Annotated in this window: 18 protein-coding genes and 2 pseudogenes; 9 read left to right on the top strand and 11 right to left on the bottom strand. The window is 42.4% G+C overall.

The window, feature by feature from the left end:
* Positions 1 to 189: 189 nt before the first annotated feature.
* From PI95_RS27415 to PI95_RS27395, 5 genes and pseudogenes are all read left to right on the top strand, one after another.
* Complete coding sequence (locus PI95_RS27415; RefSeq protein WP_039737074.1) at positions 190 to 378, top strand: hypothetical protein; 189 nt, start codon at positions 190 to 192, stop codon at positions 376 to 378.
* A 98-nt stretch (positions 379 to 476) separates the two neighbouring features.
* Entirely contained in the window at positions 477 to 1,472 is a 996-nt protein-coding gene (locus PI95_RS27410; RefSeq protein WP_039737073.1) for a helix-turn-helix transcriptional regulator, read from the top strand.
* A gap of 98 nt (positions 1,473 to 1,570) precedes the next feature.
* Positions 1,571 to 4,258: a TonB-dependent receptor gene (locus PI95_RS27405; protein WP_039737072.1), complete on the top strand. Its 2,688-nt coding sequence runs from the start codon at positions 1,571 to 1,573 to the stop codon at positions 4,256 to 4,258.
* Between the two features lie 11 nt (positions 4,259 to 4,269).
* Positions 4,270 to 4,770: pseudogene (locus tag PI95_RS27400) on the top strand (adenylate/guanylate cyclase domain-containing protein); the annotation flags it as partial.
* A gap of 161 nt (positions 4,771 to 4,931) precedes the next feature.
* Positions 4,932 to 5,867, top strand: a complete 936-nt coding sequence (locus tag PI95_RS27395; RefSeq protein WP_039737070.1) for a hypothetical protein — start codon at positions 4,932 to 4,934, stop codon at positions 5,865 to 5,867.
* 142 nt (positions 5,868 to 6,009) lie between these two features.
* Here the strand turns inward: PI95_RS27395 and PI95_RS27390 are convergent, their stop codons facing one another.
* On the bottom strand, positions 6,010 to 6,675 hold the full coding sequence (locus tag PI95_RS27390) for a hypothetical protein (protein ID WP_039737069.1): 666 nt from the start codon (positions 6,673 to 6,675) through the stop codon (positions 6,010 to 6,012).
* A gap of 117 nt (positions 6,676 to 6,792) precedes the next feature.
* A complete protein-coding gene (locus PI95_RS27385; protein WP_163519238.1) occupies positions 6,793 to 7,134 on the bottom strand; it encodes a hypothetical protein in 342 nt (113 codons plus the stop codon).
* A gap of 135 nt (positions 7,135 to 7,269) precedes the next feature.
* Between PI95_RS27385 and smc the strand changes: the two genes are divergently transcribed.
* Positions 7,270 to 10,911 (top strand): chromosome segregation protein SMC, encoded by a 3,642-nt coding sequence (smc, locus tag PI95_RS27380; RefSeq protein WP_039737067.1) that lies wholly within the window; start codon positions 7,270 to 7,272, stop codon positions 10,909 to 10,911.
* Between the two features lie 59 nt (positions 10,912 to 10,970).
* Positions 10,971 to 11,957, top strand: coding sequence for a PRC-barrel domain-containing protein (locus tag PI95_RS27375; RefSeq protein WP_039737064.1), 987 nt, complete (start codon positions 10,971 to 10,973; stop codon positions 11,955 to 11,957).
* 70 nt (positions 11,958 to 12,027) lie between these two features.
* Here the strand turns inward: PI95_RS27375 and PI95_RS27370 are convergent, their stop codons facing one another.
* From PI95_RS27370 to PI95_RS27350, 5 genes and pseudogenes are all read right to left on the bottom strand, one after another.
* Positions 12,028 to 12,615 carry a PEP-CTERM sorting domain-containing protein gene (locus PI95_RS27370; RefSeq protein WP_039737063.1) on the bottom strand — a complete coding sequence of 196 codons (588 nt, stop codon included), beginning with the start codon at positions 12,613 to 12,615 and terminating at the stop codon, positions 12,028 to 12,030.
* A 106-nt stretch (positions 12,616 to 12,721) separates the two neighbouring features.
* On the bottom strand, positions 12,722 to 13,369 hold the full coding sequence (locus tag PI95_RS27365) for a DUF3226 domain-containing protein (protein ID WP_039737061.1): 648 nt from the start codon (positions 13,367 to 13,369) through the stop codon (positions 12,722 to 12,724).
* Positions 13,369 to 14,463, bottom strand: a complete 1,095-nt coding sequence (locus tag PI95_RS27360; protein ID WP_039738143.1) for an AAA family ATPase — start codon at positions 14,461 to 14,463, stop codon at positions 13,369 to 13,371. The genes PI95_RS27365 and PI95_RS27360 overlap by 1 nt, the downstream gene beginning before the upstream one ends.
* A 41-nt stretch (positions 14,464 to 14,504) precedes the next feature.
* Entirely contained in the window at positions 14,505 to 15,935 is a 1,431-nt protein-coding gene (locus PI95_RS27355; protein WP_039737060.1) for a tetratricopeptide repeat protein, read from the bottom strand.
* 244 nt (positions 15,936 to 16,179) lie between these two features.
* A pseudogene (locus tag PI95_RS27350) lies at positions 16,180 to 16,664 on the bottom strand (adenosine-specific kinase).
* 169 nt (positions 16,665 to 16,833) lie between these two features.
* Between PI95_RS27350 and PI95_RS27345 the strand changes: the two are divergent.
* Both PI95_RS27345 and PI95_RS27340 read left to right on the top strand, forming a co-directional pair.
* Positions 16,834 to 20,679, top strand: a complete 3,846-nt coding sequence (locus tag PI95_RS27345; protein WP_039737059.1) for a response regulator — start codon at positions 16,834 to 16,836, stop codon at positions 20,677 to 20,679.
* A 30-nt stretch (positions 20,680 to 20,709) separates the two neighbouring features.
* Positions 20,710 to 21,090 carry a response regulator gene (locus PI95_RS27340; protein WP_039737058.1) on the top strand — a complete coding sequence of 127 codons (381 nt, stop codon included), beginning with the start codon at positions 20,710 to 20,712 and terminating at the stop codon, positions 21,088 to 21,090.
* A gap of 200 nt (positions 21,091 to 21,290) precedes the next feature.
* On the opposite strand, the gene PI95_RS27335 is transcribed toward PI95_RS27340, so the two are convergent.
* The 4 genes from PI95_RS27335 to PI95_RS27320 all read right to left on the bottom strand — a co-directional run.
* A complete protein-coding gene (locus tag PI95_RS27335) occupies positions 21,291 to 22,127 on the bottom strand; it encodes a TauD/TfdA family dioxygenase (RefSeq protein WP_236117212.1) in 837 nt (278 codons plus the stop codon).
* 314 nt (positions 22,128 to 22,441) lie between these two features.
* Positions 22,442 to 23,449: a ferredoxin family protein gene (locus tag PI95_RS27330; protein ID WP_039737056.1), complete on the bottom strand. Its 1,008-nt coding sequence runs from the start codon at positions 23,447 to 23,449 to the stop codon at positions 22,442 to 22,444.
* Positions 23,450 to 23,500: 51 nt separating this feature from the next.
* On the bottom strand, positions 23,501 to 24,799 hold the full coding sequence (locus PI95_RS27325) for an MFS transporter (protein WP_039737055.1): 1,299 nt from the start codon (positions 24,797 to 24,799) through the stop codon (positions 23,501 to 23,503).
* A gap of 50 nt (positions 24,800 to 24,849) precedes the next feature.
* A partial coding sequence (locus tag PI95_RS27320; RefSeq protein WP_163519237.1) for a PepSY-associated TM helix domain-containing protein occupies positions 24,850 to 25,709 on the bottom strand: 860 nt, incomplete at its 5' end.

Here is a 25,709-nt window from a genome sequence, read left to right as displayed (position 1 = left end):
AAACGGAGACGGTTCCTTCATCCTTTGATAGTCGCTCTTGTGCCCTTGGATCTATTAAACTTGGCTGTCCCGTAATGTCGGCGTTTTAGCGTAGGGGTTTTGCGAGAATGAACCTAGACGAATTGCGATCGCGGTGTAAAACAGTAATACGGTGCGAGGCTGTAAACCTGTAAAAAAAGTATCGAGTCAATGCGCTGGAATCGAGATTTAGAAAAATTAATTTTGACGACGTTGTTTGTTTGCTTGGGAGGATGTACAACCAATCCAACCGATGCTCAATTAAAACCCAGGCGTTTTGAAGCAAGCGATCGCAATGCTCAAATTGTCGCAGCTAATGCCCTCAAACAAAAGCCGAGTCAGACGATCCGGCTAACCTAGTTCGGTTGAGTAGTTGTGAAGTCCGTGAGTGCGATGTAATTTTGGCTTTTATGAGATAATTTCTTATTAAAAGTTAAAGTTTTTATCTCAATATCGCTATGACAATCACCCTTTCCCAGCAAGCCTTTGATGAGCTATTTCAGGAGACGGTGGAACGTTCCCAACACCCAGATCCAGATGATGTGTTGGACGTGGTGTACAAATATCCGCGACGGTTGGGACAAGGTTACTGGCGGGTAATTCAGTTGCGCCAAGGGTTGGAGTTGATAATTGGCAACTTGCAAATGCGCGATCGCATGATTACAACACACCCAGAACAGGAAAATGATTGGTTAGAGTATCACTTTCATTTTTCTGGAGAACACTACGATAAATACAGAACTGTTGGTGCAGGCGAGTACAGTTTCGTGGGAAGTGGACTAGATCCCAAGCAAACAAGTGATTGTTCGGATAAAAACTCCTTTCTGGAAGTGAATATCCTGATGCAGGCGGAATCACTATATTCTTTTGCTGCCAATCAAGATGGACAATTACCCCAGGCATTGCAACCGTGGATTCGGCAATCTCATCAAACATATTACTGCCGTTGTGGAACTGCCACACCTGCTATGCAGACTGCTGCACGGCAAATTTTAAAGTGTCCTTATCAGGGAATTGCCAAGCGGCTGTATTTGGAAGGAAAAGCTTTAGAGTTGATGGGAATGTTGGTTGCACAGGAGATAGAAATCAACGATGGTAATAAGCTTCACACTTTGAAGCCGGATGTAGTAGAAAGAATTTACCATGCCAGAGATATTCTGCTGAAACGATTGAGTAATCCGCCTTCGTTTATGGAATTGTCAAGGGCAGTAGGTTTAAACGATTATCTTCTCAAACAAGGGTTTCGTCAGGTATTTGGTACAACAGCTTTTAGTTATTTACATGACTATCGCTTAGAACAAGCGCGTCAACTCCTAGTAAATGGAGATATGAGAGTGTCAGAAATTGCTAACATTGTGGGGTTTATCAGTCACAGTTATTTTACTACCGCCTTCAGGAAAAAATTCGGGTTTTGTCCCAAGGAATATCAAATGCAGCAAAAAAAATCCCTCTAGCGATAAAAAAAAATCCGTCTAGGGATAAAAAAGCCTTCACATCATACTAGAGATTCAAGTAATGTTCTTGAGAATTACTTTCAAGTTTGGTGTGAGCAATGTTGAATTTGTGGCAGCGTAGATGCGTAGCAGCTTGTCGGCAGACATCGCTTTTTTTAACGAGTGTATTTTGTGTTCTAGGTATGGAAGCGGTGTGGGCGAAATCTCCTATCCTGGCAAAAAAGGAAACAAAAACTACTTTAGCCTCTATACAAATACAAGATGAGAAACCTTCCATCCGTTGGGTGAGAGATTTAGAGAAGGTTTCAACTCGTGTAGCAGATTTGTTTGCTCAACAACCAACCACTACCCCAGTCATCTCAATAACGGGAGTGAAGGCAAATCCTACAGACAAAGGTGTGGAGGTAATTTTAGAGACAATTGGGCAACAACTGCAAGTTACAAATCGCAGTACAGGTAATAATTTTATTGCCGATATTCCTAATGCTCAGTTGCGTTTACCCAATGGGAATGGTTTCACCTTCCGTTCAGAGAAACCACTTGCGGAAATTACTGAAATAACGGTTACGAATGTTGATGCAAATACTGTGCGGGTGACGGTGGTAGGTGAAAAGGCTTTGCCGACGGTTGAGTTATTTGATGATAATGCCGGGTTGGTTTTTGGGATAAATTCTGCTGCAACAGCGACGCAGCCACCACAGCAACCTCAAACACCACAAGCTCAAGAAAAGCCAACAACTGAGACACCGCAAGAGGAACCACCATTATCGCAGCAGGATGAGCCAATTGAGTTGGTGGTGACGGGAGAGCAAGATGGGTATCGCGTACCGAATACCTCAACTGGGACAAGAACCGATACACCTTTGCGTGATATCCCTCAATCAATTCAGGTAGTGCCTCAAGAAGTGTTGCGCGACCAACAGGTGACTCGCATAGAAGATGCGCTTAGAAATGTCCCTGGTGTTAATCAGAACTTTAACTTTGGCCCACTTACCAGTTATACCATTCGCGGATTCGAGGCAACAGCAACAAATCTCCTCAGAGATGGGCTACTTGACTTTTTAGCTGGAGAAACGAGTGAACTTTCCAGTATTGATCGAGTCGAAGTTCTCAAAGGCCCTGCATCAGTGCTATTTGGTTTAGGTAATCCAGGGGGAAGTATCAACCTAGTATCTAAACGTCCCTTAAGCGAACCTTTTTATGCTATTGACGCAACCGTTGGAACTTATAGTTATTATCGAGGTGCGATTGATTTATCAGGTCCGTTAAATGACTCGAAGACAGTTTTATATCGCCTCAATACAGCCTACAGAAATTCAGGTAGTTTTGTTGATTTCTATAATGGTGAACACTTTAATATATCGCCTGTTGTCAGTGTGGCTATTGGCGAGAGAACTAACCTAACTTTAGAGGGAGAATACATCTATACAAGAGATTCTTATGCCTCTGGTGTACCTGTCATTGGTAGTGTATTATCTAACCCCAATGGCGAAGTGTCCCGTAACCGCAACTTTGGTGAACCTTCTGATGTTATTGAACAGAAAACTATAAGGCTTGGATACCAACTAGAACACAAGTTAAGCGATAACTGGTCATTACGCAATGCGTTTCGGTTTACGTATCGTGATTACACTGACCTACTTACGCTTCCCGGAAGATTGGATGCAGACAATCGAACTTTTAATCGTGTAGATCGAGAATACGAGCTTGAAAATACAAATTATGCTCTGACCGCAAATGTGGTTGGCAAGTTCTCCACTGGTTCAATTCAGCATCAGCTACTATTTGGAGTTGATTTTAATAGTTTAGAAAACTTGTCACCAATATATGCTGAACGGGAAGCGAACCCGATTGATATCTTTAATCCTGTTTATGGTCAAGCAAAAATACCGGGAGCTGCCGTCACTTTTGAAAGTAGCGATCGCGCGCTCACCAACTCGCTAGGAATTTATCTTCAAGACCAAGTTACACTGACAGATGGCTTAAAGTTGTTGTTAGGTGTGCGGTTTGATACTTTTGATCGCAAATACGAAGAGTTCATCACTAACACAGAAAGCAGTGGGTCAGATAGTGCATTCAGTCCTCGTTTTGGGATTGTCTATCAACCCATACCTGCCATCTCACTCTATGCAAGTTACACAAGTTCATTTACTCCACCAGGCGGTACATTCTTTTTCGGTGTTGACTCTACCTTGGAGTCAGAACGCGGTAATCAGTATGAGGTTGGGGTAAAGGCAGATTTGAACGATCGCCTATCGGCAACGCTGGCATTGTTTGATTTAACCCGTACTAATGTCTCTACAGCAGACCCCAATCGTCAAGGTTTTCAAATCCAAGTAGGTGAGCAAAATAGCCAAGGTATTGAACTGAATATTGCAGGTGAAATTTTGCCGGGATGGAATATTTATGCTGGCTATGCTTATATTGATGCACGCATTACTGAGGATAATACTTTTACACCTGGAAATCGCTTACCAAATACCGCAGACCATTCTTTTAACTTGTGGACAAGCTACGAAATTCAACAAGGTAATTTACAAGGTTTAGGGGCTGGATTCGGCTTGTTTTTTGTAGGCGATCGCGCTGGAGATTTGGACAATAATTATGATGTGCCTAGTTATGTTCGCACTGATGCAGCTATTTTCTATAACCGAGATAGATTCCGAGTTGCACTCAACTTCAAAAATCTATTTGACGTAGACTATTTTGAAAGTGCGCTTAATTCTAATCGTGTTTACTACGGACAGCCTTTTACAGTTCAAGGAACTGTTTCTTGGCAGTTTTAAAGAGTCGAACGTATGCGTTTTTAAATGACTACTTGGCTTGTATGGCAAAAGCGATAGATGATGAAGCCGGCGGCTTTATTGATAAGTATATTGGTGATGCGATTATGGCACTGTTTGATGATGAAGCTACAGATGGGGCACTTAAGGCGGCTTCCTTAATGCAGCAGGCGCTGTTAAAGTTTAATTATGAGCGAACTGCTTCGCAGCGCCAAGGGCGAACGCAAAACAGTTTAGCAAAAATCGCTGTGGGAATTGGCATTCATCGCGGCGAAGTAGTCATGGGCACAATCGGTTTTGCTTGTCGCATTGATTCTACGGTAGTGGGTGATGCAGTAAATATCGCCTCGCGCATTGAAGGACTAACTAAGCAGTATAAGTGTGGAATTTTAATAACAGAATCGGTGGTGAGTAGTTTGCAATACCCAGAATTATTCGCGTTGAGATTAATAGATAATGCAGTCAAGGTGAAGGGTAAAGATGAAGCGATCGCCTTGTACGAACTTCAGATTTAATTGATAAATAACCTATGATCTACCCGCAGATTGTCGCCGAAAATTAATTTATGATCTAGCATAAGTAGCGAGGCTGTTCGGCGAATCTCTCAACAATGCTTTGAACAGGTCTCACTGAGAAAATTATTTGCACATCAGGTACATATAAGTGGATAGTGTCTATGCTTACAGCTGTTTGTACTTTATTTGAAGGTGACTATCACTATGGCGTGGGAGTTTTAGCCAACTCTCTTTATAATCATGGTTTTCGCGGTGTAGTTTGGGTAGGGTATCGGGGAACTTTGCCACCTTGGGCTAAACCTCTTAAAAGCGATCGAGGTTATCAAGAGTTTTCTCTAGCGTCCGATTGTGTAATTCGATTCATTGAGCTAAATACCCCAAAGTTTTTGTCTAATTACAAACCCGATTTTATGCTGAAACTTTGGGAAAGTTATTGCCCAGAAGTTGAAGCATTATTTTATTTCGATCCTGATATTGTCAACAAAAGTTGCTGGGATTTCTACGAACAGTGGGTAAGTCGCGGAATTAGCTTATGTGAGGATGCTTACGACTATATGCCCGTTAATCATCCTAATCGATTAGCCTGGAAAGAACTTGCTGAAGGCTATAATTATGTATGCGATCGCGAAACAGACCGATACTACAATTCTGGCTTTATTGGAGTGAGGCAAAACCAGAAGTCGATACTTTCGCTGTGGCAGCAATTACTAGAAACCTTTGAAGCAGCAGGATACATCAATCTCAGTAATTTCAATCTTTCTTTAGGGCGTTATCCCTATTTCCAAAGCGATCAATGTATCCTTAATTTAGCGCTGATGTTGACTTGTGAACCACTAAGCACTGTTAGTCGAATGGGAATGGATTTTGGTGGTGCCAGTGTCGGTATTATGTCACATGCATCAGGAGCGCAAATAAAACCGTGGCGCAAACAATTGATTTTTAAAGCTTTGGAAGGTGTACCTCCAACTATGACAGACAAAGCATATTGGCTACACACTCAAACACCAATTCAACTATATTCTCCAGCGCAATACACCCAGAAAAAAATTGCTTTGCGTAGTGCAGCTGCGATTGGACGCTTTATCCGTCGCTCTTAAAACTTGTCATCAGTTTCGCTTATGTTCTGATTCAAACGAAGGCGTAAGCGACTATCAAGATTAATGTGGTAATATTTTAGTTGGCGCTGTCTTTTCACTTAGTGCTAACTGAAAGATTTCAAATTGTAAATGCGATCGCTATCTACCAACGAACTGATTCAATAACGTTATATAGCTTGCAAATTGCTTTCAATACTTGCAGTAGTTCCATTGAAGATTCTACACGAGTAATATCTAGTTTGGGCAGTAATTGATAAATTGGTGGATTTCCTTGCTGGATGTAGACAAACTGATAATCCATACCGTTAGTAGTTAATCCCCAAGCTGATGTTTGTTGTTCTATGCCTTTATAAGCATAAGCGAGCAATTGAGGTAAACCATCAAAAGCATTAAGGCTACTATTTTTAGCTTCGATTACCAATATCCAAAATGGTGTAGTCGTGGTTCTTCCTTCAGTCTTATTGACTGCTAAAATATCCATCCGTCCTTTGACGATTGTATCTTCATCTTCAACGGATATATCAGCAATATTTTCTTCTAAAGTTATTTTAATCCTCGGATGATAAAAGCCCGCTAACTTCATCAACGGAGCCAGAAAAAGAAACTTTATTTGCCCTTCGGATATTTTACCTTCTGAGTAGTATTCCTGAAAGATATTTCGGATTTGCAACAGTTCTTGCTGTTCAAACTCTGTCAGAGATTCCAGAGATAGTAATGATGTAAATGAGTTATTGAGTTGCTCTTCAAATTGGAATAGCTGCCGAACTTGTTTTAAGCTGAGATTTCTAGCGTCTAAAGTTGTAGTCATTGCTTAATTTCCTCTCATATTAAATGTAATTTTACAATCAGGCTAGGATAGAAGCAGACGTGAATTATAGATTTTTAGCCGATATAGTCGGATTGCTCTGCGTAACGCCATTAGCAATCAAGTCCTTTTCAGTTGCTTAGTACAGCATTTCATGAATACGATCGCTTTCTTAAATTTTGCATCCCGATGCAATGCCATTGTCACTCGATGCAATGCCATTGTCACTCGATGCAATGCCATTGTCACCCGATGCAATGCCATTGTCACTCGATGCAATGCCATTGTCACTCGATGCAATGCCATTGTCACTCGATGCAATGCCATTGTCACTCGATGCAATGCCATTGTCACTCGATGCAATGCGATTCTTCGCCGATGCAATGCGATTCTTCGCCGATGCAATGCGATAGCCTCAAACTTTCTCCCCCTCCCCCTCAACGATAAAATTAAAAGCTTCACAGCTTTGTGAAGAGCGTTCTAGCCAGAAAAAAGCCGCTGCGATGCAATAATTCTTAATTTACCCTCGCAAAATGTTGCGAATCTTGATTTAATTGATAGACTTGTAGCTTGTTAGCACAAGACAGATAGCGCCTTATGGTGCATATCAAGCGCGTTGAACTTACCAATTTTAAATCCTTCGGCGGTACTACTTCTGTCCCTTTACTGCCGGAGTTTACTGTCATTTCTGGTCCAAATGGCTCCGGAAAGTCTAATATCCTAGACGCGCTGCTATTTTGCCTCGGACTCGCGAGTTCTAAGGGAATGCGAGCCGATCGCCTTCCGGATTTGGTAAATAATACTCAAACTGCGAAAGGACGTTCTACCATCGAAGCTAGCGTGACGGTGACGTTTGATTTGGGGGATGAGGATTTCTCACGCAAAGACGCATCGCAAAGTGAGGAAGGGGGAGAAGAAAATCCCCACTCAGACACTCAGACACTCCCCCAATCCCCACTCCCCACTCCCCACTCCCCAAAAGATTGGAGTGTGACCCGCAGGTTAAGGGTTACTCACCAAGGTACTTATACATCGAATTACTATATTAATGGTGAAGCTTGTACGCTGACGGATTTACATGAGCAATTAAATGACCTGCGGATTTATCCTGAAGGTTATAATGTGGTGCTGCAAGGCGATGTTACCAGCATTATCTCGATGAATGCGCGAGAGCGACGGGAAATTATTGATGAATTGGCTGGGGTAGCGTCGTTCGATCGCAAGATTAATCAAGCGAAAGGTACTTTAGACGAAGTTAAGGATAAAGAAGATAGTTGTCGAATTGTGGAGACGGAGTTAACTTCACAGCGCGATCGCCTTTCTCAAGATCGTGCAAAAGCAGAAAAATATCAAAAGCTTCGCACGGAGTTTCTCGAAAAGCAATCTTGGGAAGCTGTGTTATCATGGCGTACTCTACAAGCGCAACAGGAAAGGTTAGCGAATCAAATTCAATCAGGCGATCGCACTTCTACGGAAATTTCAACTCAATTAACAACGCTTGATTCTCAAATTGCTCAAAAAACTGTTGAACTAGATGAACTTAATCGACTTGTAAAGGCGTTGGGAGAAGAGGAAGTTTTAGCGGTACAATCTACTTTGGCGACTCAAGAAGCGGAAAGAAAGCAACTTCAACGTCAACAAAGTGAGTTGGAAGCTGCTTTTCAAGAAACGCTTAAGCGTCTGGAACAACAATCGCAAGAGGTTCAACAATATCGAGTTTCTTTGGGAGAATTTGCAGGGCAAGAAAATCAGGGGACGCAATTAATTGCGTCACTACAGCAAGAAAGAGATGAAGCGCGGCAATGTTTGGAAAGTTCTCGCGAAGCTGCTGCGGAAATTGCTTCTGCTAGTGAAGCTTGGGTACAACAACAAACTGCGTTAAATCGTCAAATTGATACTTTGCTGCAATCTTTGGAACCGCAACGCACCGAACAAGCGCAACTTAGAGAACGCAATAATCAATTACAAGAACTAATTCAAGAACAAAGTCTGTTAATTGAACGCGATGAACCGAACTTAGCAGAAAAGCAAGCTGAATGTACGCGATTAGAAGCAGAATTTAATGCTTCTAGCGAACCGATTCAAAATTTAGCGCAAACTTTAACTGCGACAGATCAAGAATTGGTAATTCAACAAGAAACGCAAAAACGGTTACTTTCTGAACAACGTGAAAAACAACGTTCTTTAGATAAGTTAGAAGCGCAAGTTGCCGCACAGCAAGAAGTACAAGGAACTCAAGCAAGTAAAGTTATTTTACAATCGGGAATGCCGGGAGTATGCGGGTTAGTTGTACAGTTAGGAAAAGTCGAACCGCGCTATCAACTCGCGTTAGAAATTTGTGCTGGTGGACGTTTGGGACATATTGTGGTAGAAGATGATAGCATCGCCGCAGCGGGAATTGAACTGTTAAAACAAAAGCGTGCGGGAAGAGCGACTTTTTTACCGTTAAATAAAATTAATGCATCTAAATATGTTCAAGATGCAACGCTGCGTTATGCGAATGGGTTTGTCGATTATGCGGTGAATTTAGTGGAGTGCGATCGCCGTTATCGAGATATATTCAACTACGTTTTGGGTAATACGGTCGTGTTTGATTCGATTGAGCAAGCACGCAAGCAGTTAGGATTATACCGCATTGTCACTCTTCAAGGCGAATTGTTGGAAACTAGCGGTGCAATGACTGGGGGAAGTAACACGCAGCGATCGGCTTTACGATTTGGTACGGTGGAAGCTGGGGAATCTGATGAAGTTATTGCTTTGAAAAGTCGCTTAAATGAAATTGAGCGCGTTTTAGAACGTTGTGGTGAAGCGATAAACACTCTCTCAGTTAGAAGTAAAAGACTTTCGCAAGAGGTAACAGAAGCACGTCAAGCGAAAAGAGAACAACAACTGCAATTAGAGCAGTTACAAAAAGAAATAAAAACTTTGACGACGCAATTAGAAGGAACGCGATCGCACCTTGACCAAAACAGCGAAAAGTTAACTGTTGCTCAAAGTCGTTTGGAAATCTTGGATCGGGAATTACCAGGGCAAGAACATCAACTGCAACAATTGCGACAAGCTTTATCTGAGTTGGAAGCGTCGCAAACTCCGAGCGAATGGCAAGAAATTCAGGCGACGATAAAAACTCAAGAGCAACAATTGCAACAACGCGAAACAGCGTTAAGAGAAGCCGAACAAAGATTAAAAAATCTAGAAAATCAGCAGCAGCGTTTGCAAGAGAAAATTGAAGAAGGAAAACAGCGAATTGGCGAGTATCAAACGCAACAAACATCATGTAGAGACGCGATAGATCGCGTCTCAACACAAATCACAGCAATTAGCACGCAAATAAAAGAAACTCGCGCTAAATTGAGTGAACTAGAAGCGAATTTAGGACAAGAGAAACAAAAACGCGATCGCACAGAACAAGAATTGCGATCTGCTTTACTGCGTCAGCAACAATTACAATGGGAGCTGGAAAAACTCCAAGAAACTCAACAAACAAGGGCGGAGGAATTAGCCGCAGTTAGAGAGCAACTGCAAATTGTAGCCCCAGAATTGCCCAGCCCTTTACCGGAAGTACCCGATAAAGTAGACTTAGAAGAATTGCAGAAAGAATTGCGATCGCTTGCCAAACGCCTGCAAGCGATGGAACCAGTGAATATGCTTGCGCTGGAAGAATACGAACGCACTTCAAACCGTCTTCAGGAACTTACAGAAAAGTTACAGACATTAGAAGGTGAACGCACCGAATTACTTTTGCGGATAGAAAATTTTACCACATTGCGGCAACGCGCTTTTAAAGAAGCGTTTGACGCGGTGAATGAAAACTTTCAATCAATATTTGCTACGCTTTCTGAAGGTGACGGCTATCTGCAACTTGAAGATCCCGAAGATCCGTTTAGCAGCGGATTGAATTTAGTTGCCCATCCCAAAGGTAAACCCGTACAGCGATTAGCTTCGATGTCTGGGGGAGAAAAATCTCTGACAGCGTTGAGTTTTATTTTTGCCCTGCAACGCTATCGCCCATCGCCATTTTACGCCTTTGATGAAGTAGATATGTTTCTAGATGGAGCAAACGTAGAACGATTAGCTAAAATGATTAAGCAACAGGCGCAACAAGCACAATTTATAGTTGTTAGTTTGCGGCGTCCGATGATAGAATCAGCCGAACGCACAATTGGCGTTACTCAAGCACGAGGAGCTTACACCCAGGTTTTAGGCATTAAGTTGCCATCAGACCATACATCGGCTTGATTTTTTGTTAATAATAGTGTATATATTAACCGGATTCGAGATCGGGACTCGGCAAGCGAATGACCTCTGAACAAACAATTAGACGCTCTGATATTTTAAACACCCAGGTAATCACCCGCGACAACGCCAAACGGCTAGGAATCGTCAGTCAAGTTTGGGTAGATATAGACCAAAGAGAGGTTGTGGCTCTTAGTTTGCGAGATAGCCTGATCTCTGTTTCGGGTATTCCGCGCTACATGTACCTCAACAGCATCAATCAATTTGGCGATGCCATCCTAGTTGACAACGAGGATGTAATCGAAGATGTAGAAGTTGATCTTTACAGCAACCTAGTTAACTGGGAAGTAATTACAGAAACCGGCGAAGTATTAGGTAGAGTGCGAGGCTTCAAATTCAACGGCGAAACTGGTAAAATTTACTCAATCGTCATCGCTTCTTTGGGATTACCACAAATTCCCGATCAATTCCTCAGCACCTACGAATTTCCAGTTGAAGAAATCGTCAGCACCGGTCCTAACAGATTGATTGTCTTTGAAGGTGCGGAAGAAAGGGTGAATCAGTTATCAGTCGGTTTGCTAGAACGTCTCGGTATCGGCAAAGCACCTTGGGAACGCGACGCAGACGAAGCTTATGACTATCAGCCTCGCGCAGTCACACCAGACAAACAACTGCCCAGCGGAGTACCTTTACAGCCACCCAAGCCCAAAATTCGCACACCCGAACCGGTAGCGGAAGAATGGAACGAAGACTATATTGAGGAAGAAGTCCCCGTGCGTCGTGCTGTGGAAGCGCGGCAGTATGAGTCAATTCAGTACGAAGAAGACGACGAGGAAGACAACTGGAGTGAAGCGACGGGTAAAGACAAATATCAAAAACCCATTAGTTACGAAGCCAAACCCGTCAACAACAAGCCATACACCGACGACTACGACGATTACGACGACGATTTAGACAGCGACGCTTGGGATGATGCACCAAAGCCGATAAATATTCCCAAGAAAGTTAAAGAAAGACAGCCAGAATACGAAGAAGAAGGCGGATATTAAGTTTATTTTCTCGTTGTCTCGTTCCCAGGCTGCATAGCCTGGGAATGTTTTTTTAGAGGCTTTGCCTCGGCTAGCGCTTCTTGTCAGTCAATTTGGATAGCTTGTTAGGTTTAAGTGCTGAAAGTGCGCCGATGCCGAGGACGAGTAAGCTAGGGATAGAAGTGGGTTCTGGGACGGTGATTATGCTTGCAGAAAAACGAATGGGTAACTCACTATCTTCCAATCCTAAATTTTCAAAACCTGGTATGATTGGCGGCGCAGAAAAAACCTCTAAATAACCTGGTGTCGGCAAAAAATCAGCGAAAAATGGATTAGAAAAGTTTCCTCCCGAAGTGGAATACCCAAAACCGTTACCTGTTAACTGCTGAGTATTAAGACTAATTAAATTGTCAACATTAAAAGGTTCGTTTCCCGGTACTGGAGTCCCGGCAAGTTGCAAACCAGTAATTGTTTCACCATTTCGTGTACCAGTAATTCCCGAAATCAGGTAAAAACCCAAATCGTTAGGGGTGTCATTAGTGGTGAAAGTACCGTTTGCCGCGATGCCAGTACCAGAATAATTCCAGTTCCAATTTAAAGCAGATGCGGCTTGCATTGTCCCAAAAACTAATCCAAATGTGGTGGCAAGCGCTGTGGCAGATAGTAGGGCTATTTTCATGGGGGTCGAAGTGTGCGATCGCCTAAATCAAGCGGATATTAAGTTTATTATCGTTCCCAGGTTCCCCGCCTGTGAATGCCTTTTTTGCTCATTTATTATACACATTTCATAATAAATTGAATAGACGTTTTAACCATTCCACAAAGGCGATCGCTCTTGTCGAGTCGTAACGCAATACCCTTGCTGTAATCGCTTGTCCCATCGGCATACCTGGCTTTTCTTGCCAAGCCAACCAAGTATAAATTAGTGCTTTAGGGCGATGAATGAACGTATAGGGGTTAATGCCAGCCTGTTCAATTTCTTGCAAAATTGATTCAGCTTTTGGTAGCAGCTTGTCATTAGCGGGGATGAGATGGGTGACAAAATCTTCTAACATTCCAGGTAGTTGATTGTTCGGCATGAGCCAAACTCCCACCTTGGGTAACTCTGGTGCAGTATAAACCCAACCTTCAGTTGGTGGTGCATCAGGAATATCTTGGTAGCCACTCATTCTTAATCGATACCCCAATGCTTGCCATCGTGCCCCTAAATCTTGGTCTGCATCAACTACAATTCCCAATATTTCTAAATTCTTTTCCCTCAACTTCAACGGCAATCCATCCAAAAGTGCCTCTATACCTTCTGTAGCATCTGCTGCGGGTACTTCTACAGAAAATGTCTCTGGCAGTTGATATTGATTGCACAAAGCCCAAATAACGTGCCTGTCATTTTTACCTTCAACCAATAGCTGATGAGGCTTGCTTTTTTTCGACATCAGCGCACCTCAATATTTTGCTGCAAAGCAATCTTCAAGTCCTGAGCTAGATACTCGACAGCGCGGATTTTTCCATACTTCATATCCAAGCGAAATAGTTTACCTATCTCGCTATTCACATTACCTAATGCTTCTTGAAAGGCAGAAACACAATCCCAACTATGAGTAGTTGCAAAAACCTGCACATTTAACCGCTGTGCTGTTTCCAATATTAAGCGCCACATATCAGCTTGCACTTCATAATAAAGTCCAGTGTCAATTTCATCTATTAGTAAAAAACCATTCTCAACGTTTACGGCAGACATCGCCAAAGTCAAAATACGACGTATTCCATCACCCATACTACCTAACGGGATAGGGTCGCGCTGTCCGCGCATTTTTATAATAATGCCACTCTTAGAGGTTTGACGGCTAGTGAAACTAATGCGCTCTACATCTGGTTCTAGAATTTGTAATGCTCTAACTACTTCGTCTTCTTTGGGAGTAAGATTAATTCCATCCCAAAGTTCGGCTAGTTTCTTAAATGTGATGTTATCAGTAGTCAGATATTCACAAGGTGGTGCAGTGATAAATAAAGATGGTCGAGGAGATTTAGCTACTCGAAAAAATCGCGTTTCCACAGAACCATCATCTAAAACTGGTATTCGGATTTGTTCATCTGGCTTATATATAAAACTTAGCTCAAATCCCGACAATTCCTCGTCTTGTATATCTTCAAATAATTGCCCTTGTCTATTGATTGGGGATAACTCAATTTGCAGTGATAGAGGACGGTCTTTTTGAGATTCAAGCAGAATGGTTTGGTCAAAGCTAAGTTGATGAGTGTGGAATATATGTTTAATTTGATAAGTAGGACTGATTAAGTTGCGATTATTTGAAAGTGTAGAAGCTTTGGTAAGAGCAATTTCACCTCGATTGTCTAGTAAATCAATTAAACATTGCGGTTTATTTTGATTCACTAATAAATAGATAGCCTCCAACAAACTGGTTTTACCGCTGTTATTACTACCGACAATGAGATTAACCCGCGCCAAACCGTCAATTTGAAAGTCTTTGAAAGAACGATAGTTTTGGATGGTAAGGTCGTATAACATTTGACTAGAAAAAATTGCTTTAGTGTCTGGGACTATCATAACTAAAAATTTAAAATATCCAAAGATTCCTCTATTTCTAACTCTAAAATCCTCTCCCGTGCATCTTTATGTTCCGCTAACTTTCCTTCTTTCCAATATAAATCTGTGGCTTTCTGAAAATCCTCAATTGCTAACAGCTTATCTCCTAAATCAGAACGAGCATTACCACGGTTGTAATAAGCATCGCCATAATTGTAATTAATCTTAATTGCTTGAGTATAATCTTCAATTGCTCCAGCGCGATCGCCTAAATCAAAACGAGCATTTCCCCGGTTATAATAAGCATCCGCATCATCAGGATTTATTTTAATCGCTTGCTCATAATCTTCTAATTCAGAACGAGCATTACTATCAACATAATCAGGATTAATCTTAATTGCTTGAGTATAATCCTCAATTGCTCCCTGATTATCTCCTATGTGAAAACGAGCATCAGCACGATTTCTATAAGCAACTGCATCAAAGGGATTAATTCTAATCGCTTGCGTGTAATCTTCAATTGCTTGTTCGTAATCTCCTAACTCATAACGAGCCAAACCAAGTTGATTGTAAGCTTTGGCATATTTAGGATTAATTTTTATTGCTTGATTGTAGTCTTGAATTGCTTTCTCGTCATCGACTAAATAATAACGAGCTAAACCACGTTTATAATAAACTTCAGCATCATGCGGATTAAGTTGCAATGCGGCGTTATAATTCTTAATAGCCGCTTCATATTCTCTTTTTTGAAAGCATTCATCACCCTGTTTGACGTGAAGTTGAGTTAAATCTTCACTATATATATAATGTCGAAACTGATTTTTTTGCTGCTTAGAAAAATGATGATTTTCCGCAAATTGCAACTGTTCTAAATAGCCAAATAAGCCACCACCATATAACAATTGCTCTATCCCAAATGAAATTCTACCAGTTTTCAGCTTAATCATCTGAGTGGGAAGAAACCCAGCGACAAAAAGGTGATATTCTGGTTGCGCTTCGTTGACTTCTTCTTGAATCAAAATACAGACGACAACGGCATTTTTTTCAACTTCTTCGGAACTAACTGACCATCTAACTCGATCAATGCTGCCGTGACGCGATTTTACTTCAATACCGATCGCGCGATCGCAACTCAAGGTAAAATCAATGTTACCATCACCGCCGAATCGTTTTTCATAATCTACTTCGGTGATATAATCGGCTAAACGTTCTTTGACTACTTCTTCACCCAGTTTTCCTTTCAGATTGTTGATAAAAACATCCCTAACTGGTGAAGTGCGTTTATATTTTTCTGCCATTAACCAGCAGAAATCTCGTAATGATTTTAATCTTTCTCCAGATATTATTGTCAATTCACTATATTGACCTTCGGTTTGACAATGCAGCAAACAACCGGATGGTAATCTTTTGATAAAATCTGACTGTAGCGATCGCAGTAGGGTAATCCAGTCCATGCGTGATTTCTGCGATTTTTATGAGATTATCTTATTAAAATATCAAGTCTGCTTTGATTTTTCAATTAGCTGTGAGCAATTCTATTTTATTAAACTAACCGCACAGAGAAGCTGATGAATCATTTAGGAGTAGCATATGAACAGAATTATTTAAAATAAAGTCGCAAAATTTAACTTTATAACAATAATAAAAAAACCGTCACCTTGGTAGAGACGTTCCAATGGAACGTCTCTACAGATAATATTACAATTTGTAACAAATTTTACGCAAAAAGTTATGACGTGCTTTGACATCATCAGCATTTTCTACACCTCTGGGGGAAAATCCATCCACAACACCTAAAATCCCGCGTCCCTGTTGTGTTTCTGCGACAATCACTTCTACGGTATTTGCTGTAGCACAATATATATTGCAGACTTCCGGACACTGCTTGATGGCATTTAAGAAGTTAATTGGATACGCTTGTTTCAGTAAAATTACGAAACTGTGTCCGGAGCGCGATCGCGCTATGCGTTTATATTTGCTGTTTGTTGAAGATGGCGATCGTTACCCGCTAATCTAATCAAGCATAATTGAGATGCTTCACAAAAAGCAATGGCAAATTTAATGTAATGCGAACTTGCCACCATTATCTCATATAAATCTTCGATTGTTTTAATAAAGTGGGTTTGACCAACAATAATGTTACTTCCCTCCGGAATTTCCATGACAACTGATTTTATTTCCATATAGTTTTTTTAACATTTGTAAACACAGTTATTCGATTTGTCAAACAATATTTATTAAACTATACTATCTTTCTAAGATGAATATTAATAGTAACTTTTGGAAAAGTTGCATTTTAATTAGTTTTGTCAATAATTGTCATCTAAATTAACCATAACTCAAATTTATTTTATGAAAATATTACTTGTGGAGGATGACGAGTTTGTTGCTGAGGCTCTCGTCGCTGTTCTTAATAACCAAAACTATGTAGTAGAAACTGCCCCCGATGGTGAAACAGCTTGGGATTTAGTGGAAATATTTGATTATGACTTAATACTTTTAGATGTCATCCTCCCGAAGTTAGATGGTATTAGTCTTTGCCGTAAAATTAGAACTCATGGTTTGCAAATGCCAATCATGTTGTTGACTGGGTGCGATAGCAGTCACGAGAAGGCTACAGGATTAGATGCAGGCGCCGATGACTACCTGGTTAAACCGTTCGATCAAGAGGAATTAATTGCACGGGTGCGAGCGCTGTTGCGTCGCGGTGTTATTCCGTCACAACCTGTGTTGTCATGGAATAATTTACGCCTCGATCCGACAAGTTGTGAAGTCACTTATGGCGAACAACCGCTATCATTAACTCCGAAAGAATATGCGTTGCTAGAACTTTTTTTGCGAAACAGTCACCGCGTATTTAGCTGCGGCATGATTTTAGAACATCTTTGGTCTTATAATGACGCTCCAGGTGAAGAAGCCGTTCGCACTCATATTAAAGGATTGCGAACGAAGCTTAGAAGCGTCGGGGCACCAGGAAATCTGGTTGAAACAGTTTATGGAATTGGCTATCGTCTGAAGCTAGCGAAAGAGGAGGAGGGGACAGGGGGACAGGGGGGACAAGGGGACAGGGGGACAGGGGGACAGGGGGGACAAGGGGGACAAGGGGGACAGGGGGGACAAGGGGGACAAGGAGGAAAAATTTCTCCCTTGTCTTCCCCATCTCCCCATCTCCCCCTCTCCCCCTCCCCCCCTCCTTCATCACCGACTCCAAAGCAGACATTATTAGCGATCGCCTCAGTTTGGAACCGATTTAAAGGACGAATAGGTGAACAGGTGACTTTGTTGGAGGAAGCTGCTGCTGCTTCTAGTGACAATGCTTTGAATCAAGAACTCCGCAAACAAGCATTTCAAGAAGCTCATACTTTAGCAGGATCGTTAGGTACTTTTGGCTTTCCTCTAGGCTCAAAGTTGGCACGAAAAATTGAGCATCTACTGAAAACTGATAAAATTTTGACTAAAGCCCAAATGACGCAGTTTCAAAGTTGGGTAGAGCTATTGCGTCAGGAAATTGAGCGAAATCAGGATGAGACTGTTTCCTCTTCACTTCCAGAAGATGAATACCCTTTGGTGTTGGTAGTCGATCGCGATCGCTCGCTCGCTTCCCAACTTGCAATTGATGCACGCCTCAATTTCAAAGTGGCGATCGCTACCAATATTCAAACCGCCATCCAGAAATTATACCAAGAACATCCCAGCGCAGTACTATTAGATCCGAGCGTTTCCCCACTTGAAGAAGACAGCTTGCGGCTACTTTGGGAGTTGAAAGACCGCAAACCACCAGTCAGCGTGATAGTATTTACCGAACAAAGCGATTTTAGCCATCGATTGCAAGTTGCTCGCCACGGAGGACACACATTTTTACAAAAACCCTTACCCATTGCACAGATACTACAAGCGGTGACACAAGTATTGCAACATGCACCTGATGCAGAAGCTCATGTCTTAGCTGTAGACGACGATCCGAAAATAGGTGCGCTGTTGCAAGTATTGCTGACTCCTTGGGGAATCAAGGTGACAACCCTCAACGATCCGCAACGTTTTTGGGAAACTTTGGAATCTATAAAGCCAGATTTTCTGATTTTGGATGTGGAAATGCCGGATGTCAATGGTATGGAGATTTGCCAGGTAGTACGCAACGATCCGCGTTGGAGTGAATTGCCGATTTTATTTTTGACAGTTCATAATGATGCTAATATTATTGATCGGGTGTTTGCAGTCGGTGCAGATGACTTTGTAAGCAAGCCAATCGTCGGACCAGAACTTGTCACTCGCATTATCAATCGTCTGGAAAGGATTAAATTACGGCAGCGTCTTGCCCAAACTCAACAAGCTGAAGCTGCTGCTAGCAAAAATGATATAACCCGCATTCGCCAACAAACAACAGTTGCTCAGTTGGCTCAGTCAGCTCTTTCTGGCAAAGATTTTTCTAGCTTGATGAATGAAGCAGTGGAGATTGTAGCACAAAATCTGGAAGTAGAATACAGTAATATTTCGGAACTTCTGCCAAAAGAAAACACCTGGGTGCTACGCTCTGGGGTGGGCTGGGATGCGGAATTAATCGGGCAAGAAATAATCAATTTAGACGCGGTTGTACTCTCTCCTGTGATGATTTCAGATTTAGAAACATCTGAGAGTAATTCCTTTTTGCAGCAACATCAAGTTAAGAGCGGCTTAAGTGTACCAATTTGCACACAGAATCGAATTTATGGCGTTTTAGGAGCTTATACGCGCAAAAAACAGACTTTCAGTTTAGATGATATGAATTTTGTCCAAGCGATCGCAAACATCTTGTCAGCGGCACTTGAGCGGCAGCAAACTGAGCAAGCTTTACGTAAAGGTAAGGACGAATTAGAATTAAGCGTAGCAGAACGCACAGCAGAATTAATTAGAATTAATCAACAGCTTCAATTAGAACTTAATGAGCGTCAACGCACACAAGAAGCATTGCGAAACTCTCAAAGTCGATTTGCGGGAATTGTAGAAATCGCCGATGATGCAATTATTTCGATTGATAGCAGCCAACGCATTACCTTATTTAACCAAGGGGCAGAAAAAATTTTTGGATACACGGCAGCAGAAGTACTAGGACAGCCTTTGGATTTACTGTTACCGTTGCGATATACTGAAACACATCGTCAGCATGTAAGTGAATTTGGCAACTCTACAAAAGTCGCTCGTCGCATGGGAGAACGTCGCGAGATTTATGGTTGTCGCAAAGATGGTAGTGAATTTCCGGCGGAAGCTTCGATTTCTAAGTTAAAGCTGGGGGAAGAAACAGTATATACCGTTTACTTGCAAGATATTAGCGATCGCAAGCAAGTTGAACGCATGAAAGATGAGTTTGTCTCGGTGACTAGTCACGAACTTCGCACACCCCTAACTTCAATTCACGGCTCATTAAAAATGCTGGCAAGCGATCTAATTAAGTCAGATTCTCAACAAGGAAAACGTCTGCTAGAAATAGCTGTCAATAGTAGCGAGCGTTTGGTACGCTTAGTCAACGACATTCTTGACATCGAGCGCATCGAGTCGGGCAAAGTGAAGATGGAAAAACAAACCTGCAACATTGCCGACTTAATCGCACAAGCAGTAAATGTAATTCAGCCGCTTGCCGAGGCAGCCAATGTTAGTTTATCTGTTTCTAGCTTATCACTTCTTCTCTGGGTAGATGGCGATCGCATCGTCCAAACCCTAACTAACCTACTAAGTAACGCGATTAAATTCTCCAACCTCGGTGCAACTATCCAACTTAGCGCCGAATTGAGAAATGGACAAGGAAGACTCCTTGGAGACAAGGGCGACGGGCGTGGGGGACAAGGAGGACGACTTGGGGACAAGGAGACAAGGAGACTTGGGGACAATTCTTTCTCCCCATCCCCCTTGTCTCCCCCCTCCCCCCCCTCTCCCCCCTCTCCCCCTCTCCCCCTCTCCCCATCCCATCTCCTCATCCGAGTGAAAGATACTGGACGCGGCATTCCTCCTGATAAACTTGAAAGTATATTTGAGCGCTTTCAACAGGTAGACTCTTCAGATTCTCGCAACTATGATGGCACTGGTTTGGGCTTGGCAATTTGCAAAAGCATTGTGCAACAGCATGGTGGATGTATTTGGGCGGAAAGTGTGCTGGGTGAAGGTAGTAATTTTTACTTAGCTTTGCCTGTAGTTCAGTCCCAAGAATCTGAATTACTATTTTCTTAACGAAGAGTGCTGTTTAAGGTAAAAATATTAATGGGAACAAAGCGTATTCTGGTAGTTGATAATGAAGAGTACATCCAAGAAGTTGCTAAGATTTGCTTAGAAACGGTAGCAGGCTGGGAAGTACTGACAGCCGGTTCCGGATTGGAAGGTATAAAAAAAGCCGAAATTTACCAACCTGATGCAATTATTTTGGATGTAATGATGCCAGAAATGGATGGTATGACTACCTTTAGCAAACTACAGGCGAATCCGGCGACTCAAGCAATCCCGGTAATTTTTTTAACAGCAAAGATCCAAACTTCTGACAGGCGCCGCTATGCTCAAATGGGTATGCCGAGCGCGATCGCTAAACCCTTCAATCCTCTAGAATTAGCAGGACAAATCGCCAATGCTCTAAACTGGAGTATATGAAATGCGGAAGCGATCGGTCAGTCCCTGCTTCTCTACAAATTTTTTTAGCTGGGCGTGGTTTTCAGGGCTAAAGTAGCCCACTACACGGGGGTTTTTAGTCGCCATAGCAGCCACCGACCTAGATGGTAAAAATCCCTCGTGCTTTGTTGGAACGTTTGACCGATACCTTGGGCTACTTTTCTTAAATGGATAAAGTCGAGCTAAAAGTTCAAGTTACTTAGGGTACTGAAAATCTGCCGTCGATTATCGTTAAATTCTTTACGACCGTGCATGAATCTGGAATTATCAATCATTACCAAATCGCCAGCTTGCCACGGTATCTTTTCCATCAACTTGTCTGTAACTTTCTCGATTTCGCCGATAATTTCATCAGGCACAATTGAATCGTCTTCCAAAGTTGCTTCTCCATAATCCAATGTCAAGATGCTGTTGGCAAACGCATCGTCATGACCATATTTAGTTTTAACTACAGCTGAACAAATATATTCTATCGAGATCGATTCATTTTCCTTGATCTGGTAATTCACACCCTCAAGACTATCCAGTACTTGCTTAATATCAGTTATGGTACCATCTAATCCAGTAAATCTCCTTAATATATCAGCCTGGACTTCATAACAAAACTTTAGTTTTTTGGAAATAAACAACTGTTTCGTTTCTTCACTCAGTTCCTCCCACACTCGGACGCCATCACAGAAAGTAGTTTCACCCCCTTGTGCTGCTGGTACAGCACAGCAAAACCAGATAACGTCTGGACAAAAAGGAGAATATCCGTGTTCTCTATGAAAACTACTATTATCCATTCCTGCGTCTACAAAATGGACAAACTTATCTGAATCAACTTGGGGTCTACCGTAATCTTGAATGAATCTAGAACTGAATCGTTCTGCGAATGTCTTCATTTGCTCGTGAGTGACTCCAAATCCTCGAAAAAGAAGAACCCCAGATGATTTGAATAAATCCATAGTTGTCGCCACTTTTAGGCGATGAATATTTTCACAATCATCACAACTATAGATAACCTTTCCAGTGCTCATTCCTAGTGACTCGATTTTACTGTTCATAACTGTACTCCAAAAGTTTTGGAAGGAATTTGATAAGTTTTGAGCGAGTTAATCACTATTCAACTTCTAGAAGAAATTGTCCAGTCCTCGCTTTTATATGTCCTGTTGAGAGCATGTTTCCAAAGAATTATTAAGCAGATGATTTGTTGGTAGTCAATAGACATCTCCAAGAATGAGTTTGAAACCCTGATAAAACAGTGGTTGATTGTTAATTTCTGGAGAGGTCTAATTGTTAAAGCATCAAACGTACAATTGAAACACTTTGAAAAAGTCTACTCCGCGCAATGCTACGTCACTTTGACCAAACGACTGACGCGATACTGCTTCACTTCTTCTAAGGGTTGCTCATCTGCTGAGTTCCAAGCGGTCATTACAAAGCCGCTTAGTTCCACTCTGGCTTCATAAGCGCTCCTCATACTTCCATCTGTCGTGGTGAAATCAATGCGAATATTAGCCGAGTCCTGGTTAACTTCATCCATTGCCATTACTTGACCCGATTTGTGATAATTGAGCCACTCCCAGCCTTCTTGCATCCATATCTCTCGTTCCACAATTTGCTCAAACTTTGATAAGCCAGCCCAACCTCGGTAGAACGGGTATAGTCCTTTGACAGAACCATTCCGCCAAACCAGGAGTTCCAATATTTCTGGTTGCAAATGACCCCAGTAGTGTCCATAAGGCAAGTCAATGAGGGTGGGTGCGAACTGGTGTCCCCCGAAATGGCTGCATCGCCACACACGCAGTTGTCCGCTAGAAGCGACAGCAAACTCAGAGCGCAACTTACGATAGATGGGATAACCAAACCGGGCACAAGCAACGTCAACGTTACCATCAGTACACACCATTAACTCACGAATCTGACTGGTTTGTTGCCGATACTGCTCCCAATCAGGCAGCACAGTTGGCGAGTGAAGCAATGTTTCCAATAACGCCATCACGAAGGAGCCAACTTCAGAATCAGGGATGATAAACTCATGCTTTTCAAACTTCGCAAAAAGCTTTGCGGGTTGGCGGTAATACAGCACGCGAGTATAATCAGGACGGGAGTATTCGCTATCTGGAACGAGCAACTGACCTCGAATCTTGATCCCATGCTCAAAAATCAGCTTTTCAATCAGAGCGATCGCTCTTCTTAGCACAGGATTTTGCTGGAAACGTTTTTCAGTCCAAGGGAGTCCCATCTCAAGAGCCAGCCAGTGTTCGTAAGTAGGTGCCGAGCCAATGGGGTCTTCACCATTAGCTTTAGAAACAACACAGCAGAAACGACAATTACTTAGAGAATCTTGCATAATCATGTTCACTTTCGGGAGCAACGATTCAAAGTTCCTGTTACATCCCGCCACCGACTACTCCGCACTGGCATCATAATCTGGCAGGATGATTTCTACGTCACGTAACACACGAAAGGCATATCCACTACCGCCAACAACTAACATGCCTAGTGAAGAAATAACATACAGGAGTGCTATGCCTGCACCACCTCCCGTGCCAAATATCCAACCGAACATGGGGGCAAGAGTACCATCAGGCTTCATTGCAGGTACAAAAACACGATCGGCTAGTGGTCCAGCTATCAAGTTTGCTAAAGCTGAACTAATCGGCATCACCATAGAGCGCATTGCGAAAACACGTCCCTGTAACTCAGGTTTTACCTTGGTCAGCCATATAGCGTCATGAGCACTGCCCATTATTGGGAAATTGAGAGATGAACAAAATTGGGCAGGAAACCAAATCAACGGTACTCTCCCCAGACCAAACACTGTTTGGCTCAAACCAGCACCCACCATACCCAGCAGTACTGCATGTATTCGGGGCTGGAAACTACCCCAAGTGCCCACGAGCAACGCCCCAATAATGCCGCCCAACCCTGCTGCCGAATATACAGCACCTAATAGTTTAGTATCATTACCAGTGCGTGCCAGAATTAGGGGAGTAACAAGTGAATCGGCAAATTTATCGGCAAAAACGAACAGCAACACCAATACTAGCATAGCAAGCAGGCTGGGGCGTACGGCAACATAGCGCCAGCCAAAGTAGAGTTCCTGCTTCAGGCTTGTGCTACTGCGCGTACCCACTTTTGTTATGGGAGGTTGCGGGATAGATATTAGCAGCACTGTGAGTAAAGCGATCGCAAAAGTAGTGATATCGATAATTAAGATGCCCACAAGACCAATGACTGCGTAGAGGACACCTGCCAATGCTGGTGCGACGATCGTAGAACTGGAACTTGCCAGAAAGCTGATGCTGCTAGCGCGACTGTACTGCTGCTTGGGCACCATCATTGATACTGATGCCGAAAATGCCAGTTCTTGAAATTGGTTAAAAGTTCCCTTGACACCTACAGCCAAGTATAAATGCCATAATTGCAAATTATGAGTTATGTAAAGCAGTAACACAGTTATGGTCAACAGCCCGCTCACCGTGTCACCAACCATCATTAAGTATTTACGGTTCCAGCGATCTACAATCACCCCAGCTATGGGAATAATTAAAATTTGCGGCACTTGTGCGAAGAAACCAAACAAAGCTAAAGACGTAGCCTCACCCGTTAGTTCCCACACCCAGATAGTGAAAGCAAATCCGGTCATGCCACTGCCAATGATGGAAACAATTTGACCGAGCCAGACAATAATGAGGGTACGCACTTATATCAATTTTGGATTATGGATTTGCGGTGGTCAGTTATCAGTTAAGTTCAAAGCTTCTGTGATAGTTCCATTGCAGAATCGCGTCTACTAGGTTTTGTCCAATACCGATACAAGTACATTAGAAAGCCAGTGAGAAACAAAATCAGTGGTGCAAGTCCAACAAACACATAGAGAATGCGAGTAGGCAAGCCACCAAAAGTACCGTAGTGTAGGGGAGTAAAGGAGTTGAGGACGCGCGAGCCCAATGGCATCTTCAAACCATTATCAACTCGCAAAACCTCACCACTGTACTGGTCGAGATAAACATTACTATTACCGTAATCTGAACTGTCCTGCGGTAGCTTCATGCGAATTTGTAGAGCATCTTCTGGTTTACCAGGGAAGTAAATGCTCTTGGTAACAGCACCAGGTAAGGCAGCATCGGCAATTTTAAGTTGTTCTGTTAGTTTTAAGGTCGATTTACCTGGAATTAGCTTGGATACTAGCTCGGCTGGTTTTGGGGTGAATGTAACAGCGTAGATAATCGGCTCTGTAAAGCTGTAGAAGTTCCAGCAAAAGCCCGTAAAGCCAGTAAAGAATAAAAAAACCACAGTGATAATGCCAGCCACTTTGTGAATGTCAAAGTTCGCCCTTTGGGGATGAGCATCAAGCTTGATTTTGAAGCCTGCAATTAGCTTACGCCAACCGGGCCAGAGAACTAAACCTGTAATGCTGAGGATACACATTAGCAAGGCAGCAATGCCAACAATTATAGTTCCGGTTTCGCCTGCAAGCAGGGCATAGTGCAGTTCCAATATCATACCTATTAGGGTTTTATCCGATATACGCTCACCGATAATTTTGCCTGTATAAGGGTTGACAAAAACTTCTGTCCTTTGCTCATCAGTTGATGACAACTGCCCCACGT

Origin of the sequence: Hassallia byssoidea VB512170, from assembly GCF_000817785.2 — a bacterium.
Lineage (GTDB): Bacteria > Cyanobacteriota > Cyanobacteriia > Cyanobacteriales > Nostocaceae > Hassallia > Hassallia carrinoi.
Note: the sequence above shows the minus strand (reverse complement) of the source record. Positions and strands in the feature narration are given on the sequence as shown.

Bases quoted from the DNA above. Each gene is read 5' to 3' on its own strand.
- smc (WP_039737067.1), top strand. From the start codon at position 7,270: ATGGTGCATATCAAGCGCGTTGAACTTACCAATTTTAAATCCTTCGGC.
- PI95_RS27410 (WP_039737073.1), top strand. From the start codon at position 477: ATGACAATCACCCTTTCCCAGCAAGCCTTTGATGAGCTATTTCAGGAG.
- PI95_RS27390 (WP_039737069.1), bottom strand. From the start codon at position 6,675: ATGACTACAACTTTAGACGCTAGAAATCTCAGCTTAAAACAAGTTCGG.
- PI95_RS27375 (WP_039737064.1), top strand. From the start codon at position 10,971: ATGACCTCTGAACAAACAATTAGACGCTCTGATATTTTAAACACCCAG.
- PI95_RS27395 (WP_039737070.1), top strand. From the start codon at position 4,932: ATGCTTACAGCTGTTTGTACTTTATTTGAAGGTGACTATCACTATGGC.
- PI95_RS27340 (WP_039737058.1), top strand. From the start codon at position 20,710: ATGGGAACAAAGCGTATTCTGGTAGTTGATAATGAAGAGTACATCCAA.
- PI95_RS27330 (WP_039737056.1), bottom strand. From the start codon at position 23,449: ATGATTATGCAAGATTCTCTAAGTAATTGTCGTTTCTGCTGTGTTGTT.
- PI95_RS27370 (WP_039737063.1), bottom strand. From the start codon at position 12,615: ATGAAAATAGCCCTACTATCTGCCACAGCGCTTGCCACCACATTTGGA.
- PI95_RS27360 (WP_039738143.1), bottom strand. From the start codon at position 14,463: ATGTTATACGACCTTACCATCCAAAACTATCGTTCTTTCAAAGACTTT.
- PI95_RS27355 (WP_039737060.1), bottom strand. From the start codon at position 15,935: ATGGACTGGATTACCCTACTGCGATCGCTACAGTCAGATTTTATCAAA.
- PI95_RS27405 (WP_039737072.1), top strand. From the start codon at position 1,571: ATGTTGAATTTGTGGCAGCGTAGATGCGTAGCAGCTTGTCGGCAGACA.
- PI95_RS27365 (WP_039737061.1), bottom strand. From the start codon at position 13,369: ATGTCGAAAAAAAGCAAGCCTCATCAGCTATTGGTTGAAGGTAAAAAT.
- PI95_RS27345 (WP_039737059.1), top strand. From the start codon at position 16,834: ATGAAAATATTACTTGTGGAGGATGACGAGTTTGTTGCTGAGGCTCTC.
- PI95_RS27335 (WP_236117212.1), bottom strand. From the start codon at position 22,127: ATGAGCACTGGAAAGGTTATCTATAGTTGTGATGATTGTGAAAATATT.
- PI95_RS27415 (WP_039737074.1), top strand. From the start codon at position 190: ATGCGCTGGAATCGAGATTTAGAAAAATTAATTTTGACGACGTTGTTT.